A 24,782-nucleotide genomic window follows, 5' to 3' on the forward strand; every position below is an offset into this window, starting at 1 on the left:
TTGACGACATCAGTGACCGGCCGGCCTCGGCGGCCGCTGTGGGCCTGGAAGGTCGATTTCTACCTGCAAAGACAGCTCTCACCAGATATGGCAAGCATCTTTCCATTGAAGCTTAGCTTACAATCGGCGCCAAGAAATACATGATCTGGATCAATGGGATAAATCCGGACATGTGATAACCGATCCTGGCACGTGGCTTGCGAACCTCTAGTTCGGCAAAAACACAAGCTTGTCAGGAGAGGTTCGATGGAATTCCAGGTAGGAAAGCATGATCTGGCGCGGAGTGGTCTGCCCGAGGTCGATGCTGCGACGGTCGATCATTTTCTTGGCGGAGCGGACGAGGCCGGTGCGGTCGCGGTGCTGCTGTCGGCGGGCGATCCCAACCGCTTTCCGGAGGCAATCGATGTCGCCGTGGTGCTGCCCGAGCTTATCGCAGCGTTCGGTAATCGGCTGCGCGGTGCGATCATCGCACGCGACGCTGAGCGTGTGCTCGGCGAGCGCTTCGAGGTGCGGGTGCAGCCGACGCTGATCTTCGTCGCCAACGGCAAGACGCTGGGGTTGATCGCCAAGATCCAGGACTGGTCGGTCTATGCCGACCGCATCACCAAGCTGATCGACCGGCCGCGCGGGCAAGGCGCCGCAGTCGCCGTCACCATCGTTCCCCAGCATCGCGCACAAGAGGTCGGGCTATGAAGGCCGGCTTCTGGGATGCGCCCGAAGGCGCCGAGCAACCAGTCAACGTGTTTCCGATCGGCGACGAGAGTCTCAATGCAGCGAAGGGCAGCCTGACGGCGGCCGGCGCGCTCGCAAAGCTTGCAACGCTCGACAGTGCGGAGCTTGCAAAGAGCTGCCCGAACGCAGTCGCGCTGCTCTCGAGGATCGCGGATGCCATCGCGGATCAAAAGGCGAACGCGCCGATAAGACTGTTTCGGCTGGCCAATCTCAACGATCTCGAGAGCAAGCTGGTGGCCGACGTGCTCGGCGAAGGCGAGGTCGCCGGCGTCGTCGCGCTGCCGGACGGATCGCTGGCGCAGATCCAGGAATCGGTGCTGGCGGGAATTTGGCGTGTGCGGCTCGAGACCGACGCCACTTCCGAATATCTCGAGATCGGCGCGGTTCCCGAGATCGTCAAGCGTGCGGCTGCCGACCTGACATCCGCCGATTTCGAGATCGGGCAGGTGCCGGAGGGCGCCATGAACGTGCTGCCGGTGCTCGCCGAAATCCGCGAGCGGGCACAGGCCTGGCGGCCCGGCATTCGCTCGCAGATCATCAATTTCACGCTGCTGCCGATGAGCCCGGTCGACATGAGCTTCCTGCAGGACACGATCCGGAACGGACCGATTCAGCTCGTGTCGCGCGGCTACGGCACCTGCCGGGCGCTCTCCACCGGCATCCGCAATGTCTGGTCGGTGCAGTTCTTCAACGCCATGGACACTATCATTCTCGATACGCTCGAAGTCGGCGGCGTGCCGACGGTTGCGCTGGCAGCGGACGAGGATTTCGAGGATTCCGCCGAGCGGCTGCAGGAAATCATTGAGGCCTACTTCAAATGAGCGCCTTCGAGAATATTGGCGTGCGCCAGGACGTCGCCGACGTCACGCGGCTGGAATGCGGCATCTGCTGGACCGTCTACGATCCGGCGGATGGCGATGAGGTAGCGCAGATCGCGCCGGGCACGCCGTTCGCGGCGCTGCCGGAGGAGTGGCACTGCCCGAATTGCGACGCGCCAAAGTCCAAGTTCATGGCGATCGAAACATGACAGGCAGCGCGCCAGCGAGTGCGTCAGGTCCTGCCGGCGACGCCGACGCCGCGGCGTGGGGCGAGCTTCTGGCCGCAAGCTACCGGGAGATCGGCGAGCGCGCGATGCGCGATCTACCCATCTACAACGATGCGCTCGGCATCGAGGCGGTCGGTTTCCGTCCCTTCAACGGCACGATCGTCGGCATCATGGTCACGCCGTGGTTCATGAACGTGGCGATGCCGGCGGGCGCGGTGACGCCAGCCACCTCGGGCGCGACCGTGCGAATGCGTTTTCCCGCGGGCGATATCGAATTCACCCTCAGCGAGATCGCCCGGATCGGCCGGAACGCGAGCTGCTCGCTGTTCTCGCCGATGTTCCAATTCGCCGACATGGATGCCGCGCGAGCGACGGCCGAAGCCGCGCTTGCCGAATTGATGCTGCCGGCGGACAGCGAGGAGGCGGTTCGCCGCCGCGAGCCCGAGACAAGCCCGATCGATCGGCGTAACTTCCTGCGGGGTGTCTTGATGGAGCGGCATGGATGAGTCTCTCGTTCCGCAGCGAGATCGATATTACGGTGCTGTTGTCCGGCGCCACGATCGCCGACGTCGCGATCAAGCCGCGCAACCGGCCGCCGCTGACGCGGCTGTTTGCGGGAAAGCCCGCGGCTTCGCTGCTTCCGGTGCTGCCGCGTCTGTTCTCGCTGTGCTCGATCGCCCATCACGTGGCGTTCCAGTCGGCGGTGGAAGCCGCGCAAGGGCGGGAGGCGGCTCCCGCAACGGTGCGGCGCCGCGTCACCGCAGTCGTCGTCGAGCGGCTGACCGAACTGCTGCGCGGCCTGTTCGTCGGACGGCTCGCGCTCGACGGCACAAACGCTCCGGCGGTGCGCGCCGTAATGCAGGCAAGCGCGCTGCTTTGGGGCGCGGACGAGGCCGTCCCGCCGGCCTTGCATCGCAACGCCGTGGTGCAGATCAAGGCCGCGCTCGGCGCGATGGGGATCGCCGGCGAAGAAGACGAGACGCTCGCGCCGGGCAGCCCGCTCGCCGCCTCCGTCGCGGGATGCCACACCAAGCTGGTGTCAGAGTCGGAGGCCGATCCATCCTTCCTGACAGTGGCGGACGATTTGGACATCGTCACGCGTCTGCTGGCGGACGGTGCGGCCTATTCCGATGCGCCGGACCTCTGCGGCCGGATTCCGGAAACCGGCGTCTGGGCGCGCAGGGCACGCCGTGAAGCGGTCTCGGCGGCGGAAGCGGGCTCCGCCGCGCGTCTGAAGGCGCGGATTGCCGAGGTCGCGCGGCTCTGCGCCTGGCTCGATCGTGGCGATGCGGATCTTGATGAAGGCGTCGTCGCGAGCTACCGGCTCGGCGCGGGCAAGGGGGCAGCCGCGGTCGAATGCGCACGCGGGCGCCTTCATCACGCCGTCGCACTGGACGACGAGGATCGCGTCGTCAACTTCGAGTTCCTGGCACCGACCGAGTGGAATTTTCACGCCCGCGGACCGCTGGTCAGGAGCCTCAAGGGCGCGACGCTCGCGACCGGCCGGCAGGGACAGGACGCGGTTCGCGCGCTGGTCGGCTCCTTCGATCCCTGCGTCGGCTTCAGCCTGCAATTTCGCGAGGCCGGCCATGCATGAGATGGCGCTGTGCGAAGGCATCGTCGGTATCGTCGAGGAGGAAGCGCGCAAGCGCGCTTTCACCAAGGTGAACGTCGTCTGTCTGGAGATCGGTGCGCTGAGCCATGTCGTGCCGGAGGCGCTGAAATTCTGCTTCGAGGCCGTGGCCGCGCGGACCATCGCGCAAGGCGCGCGGCTCGAGATCGTCGAGACGCCCGGCACGGCTTGGTGCATGGCCTGTTCCAAAACCGTTGAGATCGGGCAGCGTTACGAGCCGTGCCCGTCCTGCGGCGGCTACCAATTGCAGGTGACGGGCGGCGAAGAATTGCGCGTAAGGGAATTGGAGGTCGACTGATGTGTACGGTCTGCGGCTGCAGCGACGGCAAGGCATCGATCGAAGATGCGCATGGTCATCATCATGATCACGGCGATGGCCATGAGCACGGCGGGCACCATCATCATGACCGCGGTCATGGCCACGACCACGGTCACCACCATCACCACGGTGGTGCCCACGACCACGCCCCCGATGAGGCCGGGCTGCTCGACTGCGGCGCCAATCCCGCGGGCCAGAAGATCGCCGGCATGAGCAGCGACCGCATCATCCAGGTCGAGCGCGACATCCTCGACAAGAACGACCGGCTTGCGGCCGACAACCGCGCCCGCTTCGCGGCCGACGGCGTGCTCGCCTTCAACCTGGTCTCCAGCCCCGGCGCCGGCAAGACCTCGCTGCTGGTCCGCGCCCTGTCCGAGCTGAAGGCAAGTTTTGCGATCGGCGTGATCGAAGGCGACCAGCAGACCTCCAACGATGCCGAGCGCATTCGCGCGACCGGCGTGCCGGCGATCCAGGTCAATACCGGCAAGGGCTGTCACCTCGACGCCGCCATGGTCGGCGAGGCCTATGACCGGCTGCCCTGGCTGAACGGCGGCCTGCTCTTCATCGAGAATGTCGGCAACCTGGTTTGCCCGGCGGCGTTCGATCTCGGCGAAGCCCGCAAGATCGTGGTGTTCTCGACCACCGAGGGCGAGGACAAGCCGCTGAAATACCCCGACATGTTCGCAGCCTCGTCGCTGATGCTGATCAACAAGATCGATCTCGCGCCCGTGCTCGATTTCGATCTGGCGAAGACCATCGACTATGCGCGCCGGGTCAACCCGAAGATCGAGGTGCTGACGGTGTCGGCGCGCACCGGCGAAGGCTTTGCGACGTTCTTTGCCTGGATCCGCAAGCGGATGGCGGCGACGACGCCCGCCGCGATGACGGCGGCGGAGTGACGATGGGCGGCGAGGCCACGACGCGGGACGGACGGCGGCTGCGCCTGCACGTGCGCGGCGCGGTACAGGGCGTCGGCTTTCGCCCCTATGTCTACGGCCTCGCCACGCGCTACCGCCTCGGCGGGTTCGTCGCCAACGATTCCCATGGCGTCGTCATCGAGGTCGAGGGCGAGCGCGCGTCGGACTTCGTCAGGGCACTGCCGCTGGAAAAGCCGCCGCTCGCCCGGATCGACGAGATCTCGGTGCAGCCGGTCGGGGCGGTGGCGAGCGAAGGGTTTTATATCCGCGCGAGCGACCAGGGCAGGGTGTCGACACGCATCGTCGCCGATGCCGCGACCTGTCCAAAATGCCTGAGCGAGCTGTTCGATCCAGCCGGCCGGTTCTATCGCTACCCCTTCGTCAACTGCACCCATTGCGGTCCGCGCTATACCATTGCCGAGCGGCTTCCTTATGACCGCGCGACCACGGCCATGAAGCGCTTTGCGATGTGCAACGCCTGTGCGGGCGACTATGCCGATCCCGACAGCCGCCGCTTCCATGCCCAAGCGATCGCCTGCCCGCAATGCGGCCCGCGGCTCAGCCACGGTATCGAGGACATCGCTGCCGCGATCGCCGCAGGCAAGATCGTCGCAGTCAAGGGGCTCGGCGGTTATCAGCTTGTCTGCGATGCCCGGGACGAGGCGGCCGTGCAGCGCCTGCGCCAGCGCAAGCAGCGCGATCAGAAGCCGTTTGCCGTCATGGTCGGCTCGCTGGACGCGGTCGCCGGCATAGCCGACGCCGATGCTGCCGAGCTCGCCTTGATCGAGACGTCGCCGCGGCCGATCGTGCTGATGACATCGCGCCATCGGCTCTCGCCGGCGATCGCGCCGGAGCTGGCGCGGATCGGCATCGCGCTGCCGGTCACTCCGCTCCATCATTTGATCTTCGAGGCGCTGGATGCGGCGTATCCGCTCGCCGGCGAGAGCTGGGCGATCGTCGCCACCAGCGCCAATCCCGGCGGCGAGCCGCTTCTGACCGACAATCGCGAGGCCGAGCTGCGGCTTGCCGGCATCGCCGACCTCATCGTCAGCCATGATCGCGACATCGTCACCCGCGCCGACGATTCCGTGGCGGCCGTCGTCGCCGGCCGGACGCAATTCATCCGCCGTGCCCGCGGCTACGTGCCGGAGCCGGTTCGGCTGGCGCGACCGGTGCCGCCGATCCTTGCGGTCGGCGGCGCGTTGAAGTCGACCGTGACGGTCACGCGCGGCAGCGAGGCCTTCGTTTCCCAGCACGTCGGCGACCTCGGCACCGCCGAAGGCGTCCGTGTCTTCGAAGAAACCATCGGCCACCTGCTGTCGACGCTGGACGTCGAGCCGGCGGTTATCGCCCATGATCTGCACCCGAACATAGCCTCGACCCGCTTCGCCGAAGCGAGCGGGCGGCGACTGATCGCAGTCCAGCACCATCATGCCCATGCCGCCGCCGTGATGGCGGAGCATGGCCTCGCGGGATCTGCGTTGGCGCTGGTGCTCGACGGCTTCGGCCAGGGCAGCGACGGCGGCAATTGGGGGGGCGAGCTCCTGCTGTGCGAGCGCGCGCAGTTCCGGCGGCTCGGCCATCTGGCGCCGATGAAGATGGCGGGCGGCGATCGCGCCGCGCGCGAGCCGTGGCGCATGGCTGCAAGCGCATTGCATGGCCTGGCCCGCGGCAACGCGATCGCGACCCGGTTTGCGGCGCAGCCGCAGGCTGCGCGTCTCCATGCCTTGCTCGACCAGCCGGGCGTACCGGTGACGACCAGCGCCGGCCGGCTGTTCGATGCGGCGGCGGGGCTGCTCGGTCTTTGCCAGGTGCAGAGCTATGAGGGCGAAGCCGCGATGAAACTGGAGGCGCGGGTTCGCGCGCCGCGCTCCATGAAAGACGGCTGGACGATCGAGGATGGGGTGCTGTCCCTGTTTCCGTTGCTTGCGCGCCTTGCGGCCGAGGGCATCGATCCGGTCGAGGGGGCCGGGCTGTTCCATGGCACGCTCGCCGCTGCCTGCGTCGACTGGATCGCCCGTGCGGCGCGCGAGACCGGCGTCACGACCGTCGCCCTGAGCGGCGGCTGCTTTCTCAACGCGATCCTCAGTTGCGAGATCGAGCGCGGCTGTATCGCCGCCGGTCTCTTGCCGCTGCTGCCGCGGCAAGTGCCGCCCAATGACGGCGGTCTCAGCCTCGGCCAGGCCTGGATCGCCGCGCTCCAACTCGAACAGTACGGCCTGGAAGGAACCGCCTGATGTGTCTCGCGATACCTGCTGAGGTCACGAAGCTCCTGCCCGACGAGATGGCGATCGTCTCGATCGACGGCGTGAGCAAGGAGATATCGGTCGCCTTGATCGAGAATCTCGCCGTCGGCGACTACGTGATCATCCATGTCGGCTATGCCCTGACGAAGATCGATCCGGAGGAGGCAATGCGGACGCTCGAGCTGCTGCGCGAGCTTAGCGCCGAGGGGCAGGGAGCCGCGTCATGAAATATGCCGACGAGTTTCGCGACAAGGAGATCGCGCTCGGGCTTGCGAAAGCGATCCGCGCGGAAGCCGATCCGCAAAAGCTCTATCGCTTCATGGAATTCTGCGGCGGCCATACCCACGCGATCTCGCGTTACGGCCTCGAGGACATGCTGCCGAAGAACGTGCGGATGATCCACGGCCCCGGCTGTCCGGTGTGCGTGCTGCCGGCCGGACGCATCGACATGGCGATCCGGCTCGCCGAGCGGCCGGACGTCATCCTGTGCGTCTATGGCGACCTGATGCGCGTTCCCGGCTCGCAGGGCACATCGCTGTTGAAGGCGAAGGCGCGCGGCGCCGACATCCGCATGGTCTATTCCACCATCGACGCGATCCGGATCGCCGAGGACAATCCCGGACGCGAGGTCGTGTTCTTCGCCATCGGCTTCGAGACCACGACGCCGCCGACTGCAGTCATGATCCGGCTGGCGGAGAAGAAGCAGCTCGAAAACTTCACCGTGTTCTGCAACCACGTGCTGACGCCGCCGGCGATGCAGAACATCCTGGAAAGTCCCGACATCCGCAACATCGGCCGGGTCGAGATCGACGGTTTCGTCGGGCCGGCCCATGTCTCGACGATCATCGGCACGGCCCCTTACGAGTTCTTTGCCGAGGAGTTCGGCAAGCCCGTGGTGATCGCGGGCTTCGAGCCGCTCGACATGATGCAGGCGATCCTGATGCTGGTGCGGCAGGTCAACGAGGACAGGCACGAGGTCGAGAACCAGTACAGCCGCGCGGTGAACCGCGACGGCAATCTGCGCGCCAAGGAGGAGGTCTCCGACATCTTCGAGCTGCGCGATCAGTTCGAATGGCGGGGGCTCGGACAGGTTCCCTATAGCGGGCTGAAGCTGAAGCGCGCTTACGCCATATACGACGCCGAGGTGCGCTTCGACATGCACGAGCTGCGCGTCGACGACAATCCCGCCTGCGAATGCGGCGCCATCCTGCGCGGCGTGAAGAAGCCGGTCGACTGCAAGCTGTTCGGCACCGTCTGCACGCCGGAGACGCCCATGGGCTCCTGCATGGTCTCCTCCGAAGGCGCCTGCGCCGCACACTGGACCTATGGCCGCTTCCGCGACCACCAGCAAAGGCGCGTGTCATGAAGGCCTACCAGCGCAAGCTCGACATCAGGAACGGCTGCGTCGACCTATCCCACGGCTCGGGCGGCCGGGCCATGGCGCAGTTGATCTCGGGTCTGTTCCACGAGGCCTTCGGCAATGAATGGCTGGCGCGCGGCAACGACCAGTCGGCATTCGACGTTGGTGCCGGGCGCATGGTGATGACGACCGACGGCTATGTGGTCTCGCCCCTGTTCTTCCCCGGCGGCAATATCGGCTCGCTTGCAGTGCACGGCACCGTCAACGATATCGCCATGGCCGGTGCACGCCCGCTCTACCTCTCTGCAAGCTTTATCATCGAGGAAGGCTTCCGCTTCGCCGACCTCAAGATGATCGCGGAATCGATGGGCGAGGCTGCGCGCACGGCCGACGTTCACATTGTCACCGGCGACACCAAGGTGGTCGAGCGCGGCAAGGCCGACGGCCTGTTCATCTCGACCGCCGGCGTCGGGGTCGTGCCCCACGGGCTCGATCTCTCGGCGGAGAATGCCCGCGTCGGCGATCGCGTCCTGATCTCGGGCACGCTCGGCGATCACGGCGTGGCGATCATGTCGAAGCGGCAGAATCTCGCCTTCGAGACCGAGATCGTCTCGGATTCGGCGGCGCTGAACGATCTCGTCGCGAAGATGGTCGAAGCCGGCGGCCGCGGCATCCGCCTGATGCGCGATCCCACCCGCGGCGGGCTTGCCGCCACGCTGAACGAGATCGCCCAGCAGTCCGACCTCGGCTTCCATCTTCGCGAGGAGGCGATCCCGGTCAAGCCGGGCGTCGCGGCAGCGTGCGAGCTGCTCGGGCTCGATCCGCTCCATGTCGCCAATGAGGGCAAGCTGGTCGCGATCGTGGCGTCCGAAAATGCTGCTGCAGTGCTGGCCGCGATGCGGGCGCATCCGCTTGGCCGCGACGCCGCCGACATCGGCGAGGCCGTGGCCGACGATCATCATTTCGTGCAGATGGCCACGAGCTTCGGCGGCGGGCGGATCGTCGACTGGCTGTCGGGCGAGCAATTGCCGAGAATCTGTTGAGGCAAACCATGCGCATCCTGCTCCTGTCGCATTCCTTCAACAGCCTGACGCAGCGGCTGCATGTCGAGCTCAGGGATCGAGGCCACGATGTCGCGGTCGAGCTCGACATCCATGCCGAGGTCACGCGCGAGAGCGTGGCGCTGCATCGGCCGGACCTTGTGATCGCGCCGTTCCTGAAGCAGGCGATTCCCAACGACGTCTGGTGCAGCCTGCGGTGCCTGGTCGTCCATCCCGGTCCGCCCGGCGATCGCGGTCCGGCGGCGCTCGACTGGGCGATTCTGGACGGTGCAAGCGAGTGGGGCGTCACGGTCTTGCAGGCGGATGGCGAGTTCGACGCCGGTCCGGTCTGGGCGTTCCGCAGCTTCCCGATGCGGCGCGCGCCTAAGTCCAGCATCTACCGCAATGAGGTGACGTCCTGCGCGGTTGCGGCGGTGCTCGAAGCCGTCGCGGCGATCGAATCCGGACGGCCTGCCCCGCAGCCGATGGACACGGACGACCCGCGCATTCGCGTGCGCGGACCTTTCCGCCAGGCGGGCCGGGCGATCGACTGGCAGCACGACACCACCGCGACCGTGCTGCGCAAGATTGACAGCGCCGACGGCATGCCGGGCCTGGTCGACAGTCTGTCCTTCCAGGAGATCAGGCTGTTCGATGCGCATGAGGCGCACGGCATCTCCGGCGTGCCCGGCACCGTCGTCGCGCAATGCGACGGCGCGCTGGCGCGCGCCACGGTCGATGGTGCGGTCTGGATCGGGCATGTCAGGCAGCTCGCGCCGAAGAGCCTGAAGCTGCCGACGGCGAAACTCTTCGCCGCCGAGGCGGCGCATCTGCCGCACCGTCCCGGCTGCGGCTACGCCCCGATCCGGTATCGCGAGCATGGCGAGGTCGGCGAGCTCGCGTTCTCCTTCTACAACGGCGCCATGGCGACCGCCGACTGTGAGGCCCTGCTCGAGGCCTATCGCGCGGCGCTGGCGCGCCCGACCAGGGTGCTGCTCCTGACCGGCGGCCGGGATTATTGGTCGAACGGCATTCATCTTGCAGAAATCGAGGCGGCCGACAGCCCCGCGGATGAGTCCTGGCGCAACATCAATGCGATCGACGATCTTGCCCGCGCGATCATCGAGACCACCGACCGCCTGGTCGTCTCGGTCATTCGCGGCAATGCGGGTGCGGGCGGCGTCTTCCTGAGTCTTGCCGCCGACGAGGTCTGGGCAAGCGACCAGATCGTCCTCAATCCGCATTACAAGGACATGGGCAATCTTTACGGCTCGGAATACTGGACCTATCTGCTGCCGCGCCGTGCGGGCGCCGCGAACGCAACCCGGATCACGCAATGCCGGCTCCCGATGGGCGTGGCGGAGGCGCGGCGCCTCGGCATCGTCGATCGCGTGCTATCGGGCGAGGAGCTTGCCGATATAAGCCTCGTACAGCGCGGCGCCACCATGGCGTCGGATGCCGGCTTTGCCATGCGCCTCGCCGCCAAGCGGCAGCGGCGCGCCGCCGATGAGGCCGAGAAGCCCCTGCAATCCTACCGCGACGAGGAGCTGCGGCGGATGAAGCTGAATTTCTACGGCTTCGATCCGAGCTACCACGTCGCGCGCTACAATTTCATCCACAAGGTGCCGAAGTCGCGCACGCCGCTGACCATCGCTGGTCACCGGTCCCGGCGTGCGCCAGATCGGCCTGTCGGCATGGTGGTGCCATCGTGAACATTCAGGGAACCATTCTCGTCGTCGACGACGAGGTCCGCTCGCAGGAAGCGCTGCGGCGCGTGCTCAGGGAGGATTTCGAGGTGCTCTGCGCGGCAATGCGACCGATGCGGAGAAGCTGCTGGAGGGCAAGATCGTCCACGCGATCCTCTGCGACCAGCGGATGCCGCACGAATCCGGCGTGAGCTTCCTGAAGCGCGTCCGCGAGCTCCGGCCGGATCCGGTGCGGATGATCATTTCCGGCTATTCGGAGTCCGAGGACATCATCGCAGGACTGAACGAAGCCGGCATCTATCAATATATCACCAAGCCCTGGCAGCCGGACCAACTGGTCGAAACCGTCAAGGAGGCGGTTCAGCTCTATCGGCTGCAGAAGGAGACCGAGACCGCCGGCGTCGACGTCAAGGCAACCTCGGGGCACATCAAGAAGGTCGTCTCGGTCAAGCGCGGAGTGGCCAAGCAGCTCTACGATTTCGACCGCATCGTGCATGCATGTCAATCGGCCCTTTAATTGCGGTTTGTTGTCAAGCTACCATTCTTCCTCTCTCCAGTGACACGCCGGTAGCGATTGCTCCGTCGGAGCTGGTCAGGTTGCGGAGACGGAGCGATCGCGGATGGCGAGACGATCGCCTAGCGGGCTTGGCAATCGACGTCGTTGGCGGCTTCGTCGGGTTGGGTTGATGTCGTAGCTGGGGTCATGGTCCTTTCCGAGGTCGCGAGCGCCTCATGATGATGTCCGGATCGGGCGCCTCAACGTTTGCAGCGGAGTGCGGGCGAACCGCCACCAGCCGATTGACCGAGGTCACCACGACCACCGTCCCAGCGGGACATCGCCAGTCCGGCGGACCGGACCAGGAACTTGCGAGCAAATATCAGATTGGCTTCGGCTGGCCCCAGTCGAACGATGTGCCATCGACCCAGATGCAGTGGAGAATCACGGCGATCTTTCGGGCGATGGCGACCTTTGCCTTCTTCATGCCGATCCGCTTGGCGAGCTTCATGCCCCAGGCCTTTAGGGAAGACCACTTTTTGGTTCGATAAAGAAGGACAGTGGCGGCCTCGAACAAGTAAGTTCGGAGAAGCCGGTCGCCCCATCGAGATATCTTTCCGTTGGTGTCGGTTTCGCCGGATTGGCTGCGCCTCGGCGTAAGGCCTAGGTAGGCGCCGACCGTCGAAGCCGATCGGAAGCGCGAGGGGTCATCGATCGTGTGGCGGAACGTTAGGGCCGTCACGACACCGACCCCCGGGACCGTCATCAGGCGACGCGTCGTGTCGTCCAGCTTTGCCAACCGGCGGACCTCGTTGTCGAACTTACCTTGTTGTTGACAAACGTTCTCATGGATCGAGAGCAGCGGCGATATCACGCTGAGAAGCAAATGATCGACGCCCAAGAGTTCGCTGACCTGGTTGCGGAATTGTTGGCCGATCGCGCGAGGGAACAGCAATCCACATTCCTTGATCAAGCTGCGAACTTGGTTCTCGATGTCTCGGCGCATGGACACGAGCCGAGATCTGGCGACAAGGATCGCTCGGATCTTCTGGCTTTCCTCACTTTTGACTTTGACCTCTCGATACCATCCAACCCGCACCAGTTCGGCAAGCCCTCACGCATCATTCTGATCGCTCTTGTTCATTCGGACCGACAAAGCTGCGTGCGCATGCCGAGCGTCGATGCAGACCACCGGAAGCTCAACCCTGCGGAGTTCATGCCATAGCCAACTTGCCATCGCACCGGTCTCGAAGCCGATACGCTCGGCATGAGGCGCATGTTTGTTAAGCAGGTCAGTCAAGGCACCAGGATTAGACCTGGCTTTCCCTTCGAATATTACTTGACCGGTCTCGTTGACAACGCACACAGCGGTTTCTCTCTGTGAGACGTCCAGCCCGACGTACTGCTTCATGGGAGCTCCTTCGAAGCATTTGATTGCGAGGGCTCAACGATAACGGAGGTTGTCTGCCACGAGCGCCGACCGCAATTACGTCATCGTGTTCAAATATTGCAAGCCGAATGACACTGGGTTGAGTTGCGAGGCTTCGGAGTATTTTCGGTCAGCCATCGGCAGCCTCGCACAGGCCGTAACCCAAAAACGGGCCAGTACGTGCAAATCGAGCAAAGCGCTTTCCGGTCTTCAAGGCCGAAGCGCTGCTCTGTCCCGGAAATTCGCCAGCAAAGCCGGGCCAGTTCCTGGAGGATGGAGCTGGCGATAGCCATCCACTCAAACCGACGTAGGGTTCCATCATGCCAAGCCGCCGGCGGCCGACGCGGTAACGACTACCCGTTGGGCAGGGTGCTAGTCACCATTAGCATCGACAAGTCCCGCGGTCAGAGCGCCAAGATCAGTCCATCCACGCCTGACTCAGACCAGGGCCGTTGCGCTGAATTGGTTCGGCCTCAACTGAATGATCGTGAACAAACCGTGGTGAGAACCTTCGTCCGCCCCCTCGGAACCGATTATCACTGGGCTCCCGGAAGCACGGAAACCACAAACGAGGGTCTTTGATCTGGCGTTCGTTTCGGGCCCCGCCACCAAATCGATCGAAAGAGCCCAGCAACTCAAGAGATTGCTGGATTTCGTTTTGAGTCGCTTTGGTCAAGCGATCAGTAACGGGAGGTGCCACCCCGAATGTCCTTTGCGCTGGCGCGTAAAGCCATAGCGCGGGTTGATGCCGCATCCTGCATGCGTGCCCGAACCGTCGCCCTGCACTGGGCCGTTCGGTTTGCTGTCGCCCGCGATTAAAGACCGGACGACTTTAGATACCGACAACGAAACCTTGTCCCGCGTCGTAAACTACACGGCCAGCATTGGGCCGCCAAACCTGGAGCACGAAATTTTCCTCCGCCGAAGCTGATTAGGGGGCTAGCTTCAGCACGTGTTGCGTTCAAACGACGGGGTATCGGCGCAAGCGCTGGGCCGTCTTGGCCGTAGTCGCCTCGCTCAACGAGACTGGCCAGCAGCGGGTATGCCTTGAGCAGCGCATCGACAGTTTCCCCGGCCTCGTCGTTGAGACCGCCGGAGACACGGCGCAGTGCGGATCGCGCGCGCGCCAAGTGGTCGTTCGCAACCGAAAAAAGCCGCGCAAAAATGGAGTGCCAAATCAGGCCAATTTCAACGAATCAAGTCCTCTGTGTCGAGGTACAGGTCAGCTTCTCGAAAGCCAACCTTCTAGCATTCGAACCTGGTCTCTAGATGCCGATGCCGCCTATGACTGAACTGGTGACTGCGCTCCTCGCTAACGACCTCCTTGCCGATTCCAAGGCGGCCGGCAGGCTGCGTTACATACCCGTCGGTATCGAACGCTCCTAATTCCATCCGCTGGAGGTGCCGCAGCTCATTGAGGAAAGCTTCTATCAGATCCTGGCAACCGCTGCCGCGATCAGCGACCCCGTCGAACAAGCGTTTTTCGTGATGGTGCAGCTCCATACCTGCAGCCCTTCGACGACGTGAACAAGCCCGTGTCGCGCCTCGCCGCCAACATCCCGCTCATCAAGCGCAACCTAGCGCCGCTGTCGTTCGCCGATGTGCCCCGGCAGACCTATACGGTGCTTACGAGTTGAAAAAAATCGACCTTCTCAGGGACGCCTTCATCTGGCGCTATGAGCGCTCGGCCGCTCGCTGCGCCGCCGTTCGCCAATCCCTCGGCGAACCCGATCCCTTCCGACTTCGCTACCGCGAACAGTTTCGCGAGCTCATCGCCGAACTTGTCCGCGCGCGCGTGGGTCGGAGGGACGTCGCAGCACGAATAGCAGCTTGGTCGGAGAAAGAGATCGTCCCCGACGGCCGCGAGCATTTCGCCGAAATCGCCGCAGCCGAACTGATAGGCCCGCATGAAGGCAATTTCGCTAGCTATCGAATCCGTCCTCGGAATTCCAGCCTGGCGACAAGTCTGGGAGGCCAGATGACCGATGCCGCACCGTCAGCCAAACCGCCGGCGGCTGCGATCTACGCTCTCACCATAGAGCGCTTTCGCGGCATCACCTCTCACGGTGGGAATGGACCGGCGAAGATGCCGCCGTTCCTGCCCTCGAACACGACGGCAAGGTCGCTGGCGAACCGGTCTACCGTGTTTGTGTTCGTGGCACCGAAGACCTCAGAACTCGCCTATGAGGTCGGCCAGCTTGACGGCTCTGCGGATAGCCTTCCGGTCGCGCTGCGACGCGCGATCGGCCTCGTCCGATTGAGCGGCGAGATCGCAATGATCGCGATCTAAGATTAGTTCAGGGTTCTGCGCTCGATCGCCTACTCTTCGACAAAGACCTACGCCCCGCATGGCGAGCGAGCTGGCGAAAAACGACGTCAAGAGCGAACTGACCACCCAAGCACAGACTGCGCTCGAGAATCTCGATACCGCGTTCCAAGAGAAAGCCTGCCTGGCGGCCTCGATCTCGCGATCACTGGCTGGCAAGGTCCGTCGATCGCGTCAATGATCGGCCTCACCGCAGATCGCGCCGGCATCCAATTGCCCCTTGCTGGGGAGCTGGAACCAAGCCGATTGTCGGCGCTCGCCATCGCCGAGCAAAACCAGGGCGATGCGCATGTCCAAGACCACGGTCGACGAGCTAATTGCGCTTCACTCTGCGCTGCCCGGATGGTTGTCGAAGTCTACAAGTCAAACCCTCGTGCCTCATGGCTAAACGTAATCTCACCCTGTCGCGCGAGGTCGGCCTGAAGCCTTGGGCGTTGCCGCGACCGCCTCGGGGCGGCCTGTTTGCTTGAGAAGGACATCTGGGTTGTGTAGGCGCTGGATGGTCTGTTTGCATCACCGCTCGGCGAGCATGTCGTCTTTAAGGGCGTACGTCGCTCTCGAAAGGCTACAAGGTTATTCGTCGATTCTATGCCCACGGCAACCGCTCTCCGGTTCTCACCCCAGGGCGGAGCGGAGAGCGAGGCTTGAAGCTACGCGGGGCGCTGCCTAAAGTTAATTGGGTTTGGTCGCCCCTCCATCGTGTCAATTGCCCTGTCGATCGAGATGACAGGCACCTGCCTGATTGCAGACCCAGCCCCGCCGGGACGACTCCAACGATGAGTCAAAATCAGGCGCGCGTTGCACGGAGAAGCAGGGGCACTACCTCGCTTTCATCCATACCTATTCGTACATGTTCGGACGGCCGGTCGCCGAATCCTGCGCCATTTCCGCGTCAGCCCGCCGAGTGTCCACCAGATGATCGTCACCCTCGAACGGAACGGCTCCATCCGACGTCAACCCGGCGTCCCCAGAAGCATCGAAATTCTCTTGCTACCGGAAAAATTGCTCATTCTCGAATGGCTCGGTATCAAAACGTCAAAATCACTATGATGAACCACCAGCTTGAACTCCGCACGCAGTCGTTTGAGCGGCGGGCGGAGGCAAGCCCTTCAATGGTCGCCTCCCCCGACGAGGACGGGAAAGCCGGCCAGATGGGGACACGACACTTGAACAGATAGCATTGAAAGCTGCGAACCAACTGCCGAAGAGCGGGGTGCGGGAAATTCGCTCGCCATGTTCTCGAGAGCCGGCGGCGGGCGACCGCCTCCGGTAACCCGGTGGGCGGAGCTGCGATGCTCCCCCTCTCGAACAATCTCCTTCGGGGATCCCGTCAAAAGGCAGGGAGCCGGCAGGGAGTCCGTCCGCCAATGCGCCCCTACTGATCCCAATGACTCCGGAGTCATCTGCAACGCGCTGTGAGGTGAGCACCCCCGTTCATGTCCCCCCCTTGCGGCCCCTCGCAGGGGAGGGGTTAGGGACAGGGATAAACCGAAACGGAGGTGCGCCTAGGAACGTCATTTCGACTTCGGGGTCGCCGCTGCCGGCTGGGCGGCCGCCTGCGGGTCGTGGCCGACAATTACGGTGAGCAGGCCGTCGCCCCAGAGCTTCTTTGCGACCCGCCTGGTGTCATCAAGCGTCACCGCGTCGACGATGGTGTTGCGCTTCTCGATATGGTCGATCGGCAGCTTGTCGAGCTGATAGTGCAACAACGTCTGCGCCAGCTTGGAGGAGGTGTCCAGCGCCAGCATCTGCGAGCCCTTGAGGTAGGACTTCGCCTCGTCGAGTTCCTGCTGTGTCGGGCCCTCCTCGGCGATGCGGCGGATTTCCGTCTCGACCGCATCGACGGTCTCGCAGGCGCGATCGGCGCGGGTGCCGGTGTTGCCGATGAATAGCGCGGAGTGATCCATCCAGAGCAGCGCTTCAGAAATCGAATAGACAAGCCCACGCTTTTCGCGCACTTCGTTGAAGAGACGCGACGACATGCCGCCGCCGAGAATGTGGTTCACCACTTCGGCCGCCATGAAATCCGGGTCGTGCCTGTTGATGCCGGGTCCGCCGAAGGTGACGACGGTCTGTGGCACGTCGAGCGGGATGAAGGCGCGATGTGGCGGCTTGGCCGCCACGACGTCGGGGATCGGCGTCAGTTCAGCCTTGGCCGGCAGGGCGCCGAAGGTCTTGTCGAGCAGCTTGCCGAGCGTATCGGGATCGACGTCGCCGACCACGACGATGCGCAGCGTATCCTTGGCGAGGATCCGGCGCGCATAGTCCTTCAGGTCGGCGATCTCGATTTTCGGTACGCTGTCCAGCGTGCCGGTGTCCGGCCTGCTATAGGGATGATCGCTAAACGCGACTTCGAGGAACTTGCGGTGGGCCAGCGAGGACGGATTGGTCGATTCACGGCGCAGGGTGGAGATCACCTGGGCGCGGATGCGTTCGACATCGGTCGGCTCGAACCGCGCGGAGGTCAGCGCCGTCCGCAACAGGTCGTACGCTTCGTCCTTGTTGTCCTTGAGCATGCGAAGCGAGCCGCGGAAGTGATCGCGCGTCGCGGAGAAGCTCAACTTGATGGCCCGGTCGTCGAGCCGCTCATGGTAGGTCTTGGAATCGAGATTGCCTGAGCCTTCGTCAAGCAGGTCGGCGACCAGATTGCCGACGCCAGGCTTGCCGGCCGGATCCTGGCTTGCGCCGCCGCTGAAGGCATATTCCATGGCGATCAGGGGCAAGGTCGCGTCCTGCACGAACCACGCTTCGATGCCGCCAGGCGACACCAGCCGCTGGATTTTGGCCGCAGCCTGCGCGGGCGCGGATGACAGCGTCATCGCGGCGCAGGCGCCGCCGATCAGCGCCGCGCGGCGGGTGAGGGAATAGGTCACGAGCGCTTCTCCTTATGTTTCGGCGCAGTATCCTTGATCAGATAGCCGGTCACCGATCGCTTCTTGTCGAGCCATTTGGCCGCGGCGTCGCGCACCTGCTCGGCGGTGACGGCACGGATGCGGTCCGGCCAGCTCCTGATATCGTCGATGCTGAGACCGGTGGTCAGGGCATCGCCATACCACCTCGCTAGCATCTCCTGATCGTCCTGGGCGTAGACCGCTTCGGCAATGAGCTGGGTCTTGACCCGTTCGAGATCCTCGGCGCGCGCGGTGTTCTGCGCCAGGTCAGCGATCACCTTGTCGATCGCCTCCTCGATCGGAGCGAACTCGACGCCTTGCTTGGAGGCCACCGAGATCGAGAACTGCGAGGGGTCGAGCGCCGTGCGCTGGTAGTCGGCGCCGGCGCTGATCGCGAGCCCCTTGTCGATCACCAGGGCGCGGTAGAGATAGGAGTTGGCGCCACCGCCCATCAATTGCGCGAGCACATCGAGCGCGGGACTATCCCCTGCTGCCGCCGTCGCGGCCGACGGCACCAGATAATAGCGGCGCAGGCCGGACTGCTCCACGCGCTGATCCGACAGCGTCACGGTGCGCGGCGCCGCCGGCATCGGCTCCTGCGGCCGGATGCGCTTCTCGGGGATCGCGTGCTGCGCCGGGATCAGGCTGAAGTTCTTCTCCACCAGCGGGCGGATGTCCTTGATGTCGACGTCGCCAGCGATCACCAGGATTGCGTTGTTCGGCGCGTAGAAGCGCTTGTAGAACGCGAGCGCATCCTCGCGGTCGAGCTTTTCGATCTCCTGGTGCCAGCCGATCACCGGGCGGCCGTAGGGATGGTTGAGGTAAAGCGCGGCCATGATCTGCTCGGTCAGCCGTGCGTCCGGATCGTTGGCGACGCGCATGTTGTATTCTTCCAGCACGACGTCACGCTCGGGCAGCACGTTCTCGTCCTTCAGGATGAGGCCGATCATGCGGTCGGCCTCGAACTCCATCATGGAGCCGAGCTGCTCGCGGGGCACGCGCTGGTAGTAGCCAGTGTAGTCGACCCAGGTGAAGGCGTTCTCGCTGCCGCCGACCCGCCGCACAGTCTGCGAGAACTCGCCGGCCGGGTGCTTGGCGGTGCCCTTGAACATCAGATGCTCGAGGAAATGCGCGAGCCCGGATTTGCCCGGCGTCTCGTCGGCGGAGCCGACGTTGTACCAGATCGTCTGCGTCACGACAGGCGTGCGGTGATCGGGGATCACCACAACCTGCAGGCCGTTGTCGAGCGTGAAGCTGGCGGGGCGTTCGGAGGTAACCGTAGTCTGGGCGCGGAGGCCGCTGCTTGACAGCGAGGTCGTGCAAACAAGTGCGGCAACGAAAAGGGCGGTCGCTCGGTGTGAGGGCATCATGATCCTTATGGAAGCCTGAACATGCGGTCGGGGCGTATTTGAGCTCGATTTCTATGAGCACGGCCACCACTCTCCAGTTCTCACCCCAGGGGCGGAGCGGAGAGCGAGGCGCGAAGCTCTGCGGGCGTTGCCTAAACTAATTGGGTTTGGCCGGCATTTTTGGCGATGGCGGCCCACTTAGCTGCTCGGCGCCTGGTGAGGAAGTCGCGGCCGATGGCACGGTGGTCGACCGGGCTGCGCCCATTGGAGAGCGGCCGACGACAATGGTGAGCAGACCCTGGCCCCACAGCCGCTGTGCGGCCCTCTTGGCGTCCTCCAACGTCACTGCATCGACGACGGCGTTATGCTTTTTGACATAGTCGATCGGCAGCTTATCAAGCTGATGCTGCAGCAGCGTTCGCGCAAGCTTCGAGGGTATGTCGAGTGCCAGCCTCTGCGAGCCTCTCAGGTAAGACTTTGCATCGTCGAGCTCCTGCTGGGTCGGGCCTTCCTCGGCTATTCGGCGCGCTTGCTTCTCGATCTGTTCGACCGTCTCGTCAGCGCGATCGGCGGGGGTATCGCTATTGCCGACAAATATGGCGGAATGATCCATCCAGACCAAGCGCTCACGGACCGAATAGGCCAGCCCGCGCTTCTCGCCGACTTCGCGGAACAGCCGCGACGTCAGACCGCTGCCGCCGAGGATGTGGTTGACGACACAGGCCGCCATGAAATCGGGCTCGCTGCGGCGGACGCCGGGACCGCCGAAAGTCACAACGGTCTGGGGCACATCGAGCGGAATGAAGACGCGCTGCGGCGGTGTTGCTGCGACCACGTCGGGCACTGGCATCGATTCCGCTATGGCCGGCAGGCCGCCAAAAGTCCTGTCGAGCAATTTGCGCAGGGCCTCTGGATCGACGTTGCCGACCACCGCGATCTTGAGCGTGTCCTTTGCCATCACGCGTCGGACATAGGCCTTGAGATCCGCGACCTCGATCTTTGGCACGCTCTCGATCGTGCCTCTGGCCTCCCGAGCATAAGGATGATCGCTAAAGGCGACTTCGAGGAGTTTGCGATTGCCGACAGACGAAGGATCGGTCGACTCGTGCCGCAGGCTCGCAAGCATGTTGGCACGAATCCGTTCGACATCGGCCGCGTCGAACCGCGGCGAGGTTAGTGCCATCCTTAACAGGTCGAAGGCCTCGTCCCTGTTGCCTTCGAGCGTGCGCAAGGCACCGCGGAGGTGATCGCGGGTCGATCCAAAGCACAGCTCAATGGCGCGACGGTCGAGCCGCTCATGAAAGGTCCGGGAATCTAGATCGCCGGAGCCTTCATCGAGTAGATCAGAAACCATGTAGCCGACGCCGGGTTTATCGGTCGGGTCTTGGGTCGCGCCGCCGCCGAAAGCGTATTCCATCGCAATCGATGGGGCAGTGGCGTCCTGCACGAACCAGGCTACTATACCGCAAGATGATACCAGGCGCTGGATCTTGGTCGCGGCATGCGTTCCGGTCGCGGAAAGCGAACCTGGCAAGGCGAGCATAGCGGTTGAGAGCGAGGCACCGCCGACGAGGACAGCACGACGTGTGAAGGAGTAGGTCATGATCGCTTTTCCTGGTTGCTCCGGGTTGATTCTGTCATGAGATAGCCGGTCACGGAGCGTTTCTTGTCGAGCCATTTCCGAGCGGCCGCACGCACCAGGTGGGCGGTGACGGCGCGGATGCCGTCCTGCCAGCCTCGGGTTTCGTCGATGCTGAGTCCCGTCGTGAGCCCAACACCGAACCAGGTCGCAAGCACTTGTTGGCTGTCGGGGGCGTAGATTGCTCGCGCGATCACTTTTCTTGACCCGCTCGAGATTCTCGGCGCGCACGCAACTGCGCGCATTATCGACTATCACGTTGCCGATGGCGCACTCAATCTTCCCGAAGCTGAACCTGAACCCGGGCTTCGGGATCGCTGAAATCTTGTTATCATACGTTTCAACAGCCAGTGCGGTGCGCGTCGTCGAATCAAAGGCTGCAGCCGCAGTGCTTCCAACCGTGGCGGTCACCGAGTTCAAGCTTTTCATCGCATCGCACTTTCGTTCCACAGAGAGCAACGTTTCCGTGACAGACAATCCCGACAAAGCGGGAAGCCGCACACGGTTTAGCAAGCAGCGGAGCAAAAGCCGGGCCAACTGCCCGGCGGCATGCGTACGCCCACGCTGCGCGCCAATTGGACGCAAAACAAGACGCGCGGCGCACGTTCTGGCCAAAGGTCAACCGCCGGCATGTCGTGAACACGACATTGCGTACGAAAGCGCACGATAACTCGGCGCCGGCTGGCAGAATGGCAACTTGCAGCGAACGACAGACCGAGCGCCGAGCACGACGCCGGCTCAACTTAGGCTCTCTTTTACCGCATCAGGATGCGCATCCATCGAAAAGTCTGACGCACGGCGTCGTACCGACGGTTCAACTCGGGTTGGCAGTGATTGCCTGTTCGCTGGAGCTAAATCTCTGCGCAGCCGGTGCCACCGCAAGGCAGTTGGTGATGGCGTTGGCAAGAGTCTGACTCTTGCCCGGGTCGCGCGGCCCGAACAGTACATGGTCCGCGCCGCGCTGGCGGCGACGGCAGCGATCTGCGAGGAATCGGCTGAGAGCGGCGCGAACATTTCGATCGGGGCGATGATATCGTCGATGGTCCGCGCATCGATGAAGCTCGCCCGGGACCCATCGTAGCTGTGGTTCAGGGTATCGATCAGGTGACGCACGACGGGATTGCTCTTGAGCAAATCTGCGCCGTCGACGAGACCCTTCCATATCAGTTACTTGGTGAAGGACAGCGTCCCGAGCGTGACCGGCTCGGTGACTTCCCAGTCCTGGATGCTCTTGATGTGGCGGCGACACCTTAGAGCTGGGCAGGCGGATCGGCTCATTCTGAAGGAGGAGGTTGAGTTGCGTCGGTGCTCTCCGACTTGTCGGCCGGACTCAATTCGCAGGTGCTGAAATACGAGCTGAAGAAATTCGGCGGAAGTTGGTCTGGATGATCGCGTTTCCAACGATGCTCATGGGTCCTGCTCGCCCTACTGTTCGGTTGCCGCATCGCCAAAACAGTCGCGTCGATGACGGCAGCCATGCGCCAGCTCGGCGACGGCCGGTTCGATGTGGTTCTGCCGGGTAGCGGATCCAGGAAATAGCCTCCACGTTAGACCGTACCGAGTCTGACGTCCTTCGAATGCGGGAGCGTCTCCTTCAACTGCACGATCGACATGTTGCCTCAGGCAGGTTTAAGCGTGTCGCCGCCGATCTCGCGGTTGCAAGGGCAGAGCTCATGAGTCTGTATCGCATCCAGAACGCGTAGCGTGTCCTTTGGGCTCCGGCCGACATTGAGGCTTGTCGCATAGACATGCTGGATGGTGTTCTCAGGATCGACGATGAAGGTATAGCGATGCGCGATGCCATCACGCGAGCGCACTCCAAGGCCATCGACCAGCACGCCCTTGGTGTCGGCAAACTGCCAGATCGATAGACGGTGCAGGTCCTTGTGCTCACGCCGCCAGGCGAGCTTGCAGAACTCGTTATCGGTCGAGCCACCAAGTACGACTGCATCGCGATCGGCGAAATCCTTGGATAGCCGGGCAAACTCAGCGATTTCGGTTGGGCAGACGAATGTGAAATCCTTCGGGTAAAAGAAGATGACTTTCCATTTGCCGGGAAAGCTCGTCTCAGTCAGCGTCTCGAAGGCGCTCTGCCCGTTCTCCTCTTGCACGTGAAAGCCGGGCTTCACGCCCGTGATGTCGAACGGCGGCAACTTACTTCCAATGCCAGACATATTGTCCTCACAACAACATCGCGTCACGCGGAAACTCGTTCCGGGACTAGCAAAGCAAGCGATATGCCACCCGATCAACGGCAAGTACCCACCGTGCCGGTCATGAAACATCGCCTTTGATGGCGGTGTCCTCGAACCCGATCTGCACCGTATGATCTCATCAATCGGCTCGGGCTAAGGCCGGCATTCCCCGTTCCGCGCCCTTTCGCGGGCGCTCGTATTGGGACCAACGCGCCAGGGCTTTGTCCGGTTTCTGTCAAAGCCCTTGCCGCTGTCGCGTCCGCCACGGCATCCAATTTCGGACGCCGCGCGATTAGTCCAGCATGCTCAGGCGCTTGACGCACCTGCGAATGAAATGGCACGCCAGTTGCTAAATGGATGCAGCAACAACGAGTGAGGGCTGAGGGCACGCCGACGCCGATGGCGAGCGATGGCCTCCTTCCCGAAACCCGTGTGCCCACGTTTCTGAGAGAGAAACAGCCTCGCGCGTTCGGCGCGAAAAAGTTGGCAATCGCTTGATGGAGAGCAACATGTCGTCGCTGAGACAAATCGCGTTTTATGGCAAGGGTGGCATCGGTAAATCGACAACGTCGCAAAATACGCTGGCGGCCCTGGCTGAGCTGGGCCAAAAGATTCTGATCGTCGGTTGTGATCCCAAAGCAGACTCGACCCGGCTCATCCTGCACGCCAAAGCGCAGGATACCATTCTCAGCCTGGCGGCGAATGCCGGCAGCGTCGAGGACCTCGAAATCGAGGACGTCATCAAGCTCGGCTACAAGGACATTCGATGCGTCGAGTCCGGCGGTCCGGAGCCGGGGGTCGGGTGCGCCGGAAGAGGCGTGATCACTTCCATTAACTTTCTGGAGGAGAATGGCGCCTATGAGGACATCGACTACGTCTCTTACGATGTGCTCGGCGACGTCGTCTGCGGCGGCTTCGCGATGCCTATCCGCGAGAACAAGGCACAGGAAATCTACATCGTGATGTCCGGCGAGATGATGGCGATGTATGCCGCCAACAACATCTCCAAGGGTATTCTGAAGTATGCGAATTCCGGCGGCGTGCGCCTCGGCGGCCTGATCTGTAACGAGCGGCAGACCGACAAGGAGCTGGAGCTTGCAGATGCTCTTGCCAAGAAGCTCGGCAGCCGGCTGATCTACTTCGTGCCGCGCGACAACGTCGTTCAGCACGCGGAGCTGCGCCGCATGACGGTGCTGGAATACGCGCCAGATTCCAAGCAGGCGGATCACTATCGCAATCTCGCGACCAAGATCCACAACAATGCTGGACAAGGCGCGATCCCGACGCCAATCAGCATGGACGAGCTCGAGGATATGCTCATGGAGCACGGCATCATCAAGCCCGTCGACGAGAACCTGGTCGGCAAGACCGCCGCCGAGCTCGCCGCTGTTTCGGCATAGTTCATGATGTCGGCCTTCTCGACCCGGGAAGGCCGACATCGTCCACTCAAATGCCGGGG

21 protein-coding genes and 2 pseudogenes are annotated in these 24,782 nt (G+C 63.5%); 17 read left to right on the plus strand and 6 right to left on the minus strand.

Going from position 1 to position 24,782, the window contains the following annotated elements; translation table 11 throughout:
- Positions 1-246 precede the first annotated feature (246 nt).
- From ABIC03_RS26245 to ABIC03_RS26305, 13 genes and pseudogenes are all read left to right on the plus strand, one after another.
- Positions 247-693 carry a thioredoxin domain-containing protein gene (locus tag ABIC03_RS26245; RefSeq protein ID WP_148756124.1) on the plus strand — a complete coding sequence of 149 codons (447 nt, stop codon included), beginning with the start codon at positions 247-249 and terminating at the stop codon, positions 691-693.
- The gene (locus ABIC03_RS26250; protein ID WP_354062277.1) at positions 690-1,553 is read left to right on the plus strand and encodes a hydrogenase expression/formation protein; all 864 of its coding nucleotides are present in this window, start codon (positions 690-692) and stop codon (positions 1,551-1,553) included. The genes ABIC03_RS26245 and ABIC03_RS26250 overlap by 4 nt, the downstream gene beginning before the upstream one ends.
- Positions 1,550-1,759, plus strand: a complete 210-nt coding sequence (locus ABIC03_RS26255) for a rubredoxin (RefSeq protein ID WP_148756122.1) — start codon at positions 1,550-1,552, stop codon at positions 1,757-1,759. Before ABIC03_RS26250 ends, ABIC03_RS26255 begins: the two co-directional genes overlap by 4 nt.
- Positions 1,756-2,283 carry a [NiFe]-hydrogenase assembly chaperone HybE gene (gene hybE, locus ABIC03_RS26260; RefSeq protein ID WP_085398642.1) on the plus strand — a complete coding sequence of 176 codons (528 nt, stop codon included), beginning with the start codon at positions 1,756-1,758 and terminating at the stop codon, positions 2,281-2,283. The genes ABIC03_RS26255 and hybE overlap by 4 nt, the downstream gene beginning before the upstream one ends.
- Positions 2,280-3,374 (plus strand): nickel-dependent hydrogenase large subunit, encoded by a 1,095-nt coding sequence (locus ABIC03_RS26265; RefSeq protein ID WP_354062279.1) that lies wholly within the window; start codon positions 2,280-2,282, stop codon positions 3,372-3,374. The genes hybE and ABIC03_RS26265 overlap by 4 nt, the downstream gene beginning before the upstream one ends.
- A complete protein-coding gene (hypA, locus tag ABIC03_RS26270; protein ID WP_354062281.1) occupies positions 3,367-3,708 on the plus strand; it encodes a hydrogenase maturation nickel metallochaperone HypA in 342 nt (113 codons plus the stop codon). The genes ABIC03_RS26265 and hypA overlap by 8 nt, the downstream gene beginning before the upstream one ends.
- Positions 3,708-4,628, plus strand: coding sequence for a hydrogenase nickel incorporation protein HypB (gene hypB / locus ABIC03_RS26275; protein WP_354062283.1), 921 nt, complete (start codon positions 3,708-3,710; stop codon positions 4,626-4,628). The genes hypA and hypB overlap by 1 nt, the downstream gene beginning before the upstream one ends.
- 2 nt (positions 4,629-4,630) lie before the next feature.
- Positions 4,631-6,883 (plus strand): carbamoyltransferase HypF, encoded by a 2,253-nt coding sequence (gene hypF / locus ABIC03_RS26280; RefSeq protein WP_354062286.1) that lies wholly within the window; start codon positions 4,631-4,633, stop codon positions 6,881-6,883.
- On the plus strand, positions 6,883-7,119 hold the full coding sequence (locus ABIC03_RS26285; RefSeq protein WP_085398637.1) for a HypC/HybG/HupF family hydrogenase formation chaperone: 237 nt from the start codon (positions 6,883-6,885) through the stop codon (positions 7,117-7,119). The genes hypF and ABIC03_RS26285 overlap by 1 nt, the downstream gene beginning before the upstream one ends.
- A complete protein-coding gene (gene hypD / locus ABIC03_RS26290) occupies positions 7,116-8,258 on the plus strand; it encodes a hydrogenase formation protein HypD (RefSeq protein WP_354062288.1) in 1,143 nt (380 codons plus the stop codon). The genes ABIC03_RS26285 and hypD overlap by 4 nt, the downstream gene beginning before the upstream one ends.
- Positions 8,255-9,295, plus strand: a complete 1,041-nt coding sequence (gene hypE, locus ABIC03_RS26295; RefSeq protein WP_354062290.1) for a hydrogenase expression/formation protein HypE — start codon at positions 8,255-8,257, stop codon at positions 9,293-9,295. Before hypD ends, hypE begins: the two co-directional genes overlap by 4 nt.
- Before the next feature lie 8 nt (positions 9,296-9,303).
- Complete coding sequence (locus ABIC03_RS26300; RefSeq protein ID WP_354062292.1) at positions 9,304-11,004, plus strand: hydrogenase maturation protein; 1,701 nt, start codon at positions 9,304-9,306, stop codon at positions 11,002-11,004.
- A pseudogene (locus tag ABIC03_RS26305) lies at positions 11,001-11,512 on the plus strand (response regulator); the annotation flags it as partial. The gene ABIC03_RS26300 and the pseudogene ABIC03_RS26305, both read left to right, overlap by 4 nt.
- Before the next feature lie 364 nt (positions 11,513-11,876).
- Here ABIC03_RS26305 and ABIC03_RS26310 read toward each other — a convergent pair.
- Positions 11,877-12,905, minus strand: a pseudogene (locus ABIC03_RS26310) (IS110 family RNA-guided transposase).
- 123 nt (positions 12,906-13,028) lie between these two features.
- Here ABIC03_RS26310 and ABIC03_RS39290 point away from each other — a divergent pair.
- Positions 13,029-13,505: an HU family DNA-binding protein gene (locus ABIC03_RS39290; RefSeq protein WP_502917346.1), complete on the plus strand. Its 477-nt coding sequence runs from the start codon at positions 13,029-13,031 to the stop codon at positions 13,503-13,505.
- A gap of 1,033 nt (positions 13,506-14,538) precedes the next feature.
- On the opposite strand, the gene ABIC03_RS26320 is transcribed toward ABIC03_RS39290, so the two are convergent.
- Entirely contained in the window at positions 14,539-14,832 is a 294-nt protein-coding gene (locus tag ABIC03_RS26320; protein WP_354062294.1) for a hypothetical protein, read from the minus strand.
- 69 nt (positions 14,833-14,901) lie between these two features.
- Here ABIC03_RS26320 and ABIC03_RS26325 point away from each other — a divergent pair, with 69 nt between their 5' ends.
- Positions 14,902-15,213 (plus strand): hypothetical protein, encoded by a 312-nt coding sequence (locus ABIC03_RS26325; protein ID WP_354062296.1) that lies wholly within the window; start codon positions 14,902-14,904, stop codon positions 15,211-15,213.
- 58 nt (positions 15,214-15,271) lie between these two features.
- Positions 15,272-15,430 carry a hypothetical protein gene (locus tag ABIC03_RS26330; protein WP_354062298.1) on the plus strand — a complete coding sequence of 53 codons (159 nt, stop codon included), beginning with the start codon at positions 15,272-15,274 and terminating at the stop codon, positions 15,428-15,430.
- Between the two features lie 1,333 nt (positions 15,431-16,763).
- Here ABIC03_RS26330 and ABIC03_RS26335 read toward each other — a convergent pair.
- The 4 genes from ABIC03_RS26335 to ABIC03_RS26350 form a co-directional block, all read right to left on the minus strand.
- A complete protein-coding gene (locus tag ABIC03_RS26335; RefSeq protein WP_502917347.1) occupies positions 16,764-18,122 on the minus strand; it encodes a M16 family metallopeptidase in 1,359 nt (452 codons plus the stop codon).
- Complete coding sequence (locus tag ABIC03_RS26340; protein WP_502917348.1) at positions 18,119-19,507, minus strand: M16 family metallopeptidase; 1,389 nt, start codon at positions 19,505-19,507, stop codon at positions 18,119-18,121. Before ABIC03_RS26340 ends, ABIC03_RS26335 begins: the two co-directional genes overlap by 4 nt.
- 139 nt (positions 19,508-19,646) lie before the next feature.
- Complete coding sequence (locus tag ABIC03_RS26345; protein ID WP_354062645.1) at positions 19,647-21,032, minus strand: M16 family metallopeptidase; 1,386 nt, start codon at positions 21,030-21,032, stop codon at positions 19,647-19,649.
- A 1,715-nt stretch (positions 21,033-22,747) separates the two neighbouring features.
- Positions 22,748-23,302, minus strand: coding sequence for a peroxiredoxin (locus ABIC03_RS26350; protein WP_354062647.1), 555 nt, complete (start codon positions 23,300-23,302; stop codon positions 22,748-22,750).
- 530 nt (positions 23,303-23,832) lie between these two features.
- On the opposite strand from ABIC03_RS26350, the gene nifH reads away from it, so the two are divergent.
- On the plus strand, positions 23,833-24,723 hold the full coding sequence (nifH, locus tag ABIC03_RS26355) for a nitrogenase iron protein (RefSeq protein ID WP_354062302.1): 891 nt from the start codon (positions 23,833-23,835) through the stop codon (positions 24,721-24,723).
- Positions 24,724-24,782 lie beyond the last annotated feature (59 nt).

Source organism: Bradyrhizobium sp. RT6a (assembly GCF_040547675.1).
Taxonomy (GTDB): Bacteria; Pseudomonadota; Alphaproteobacteria; order Rhizobiales; family Xanthobacteraceae; genus Bradyrhizobium.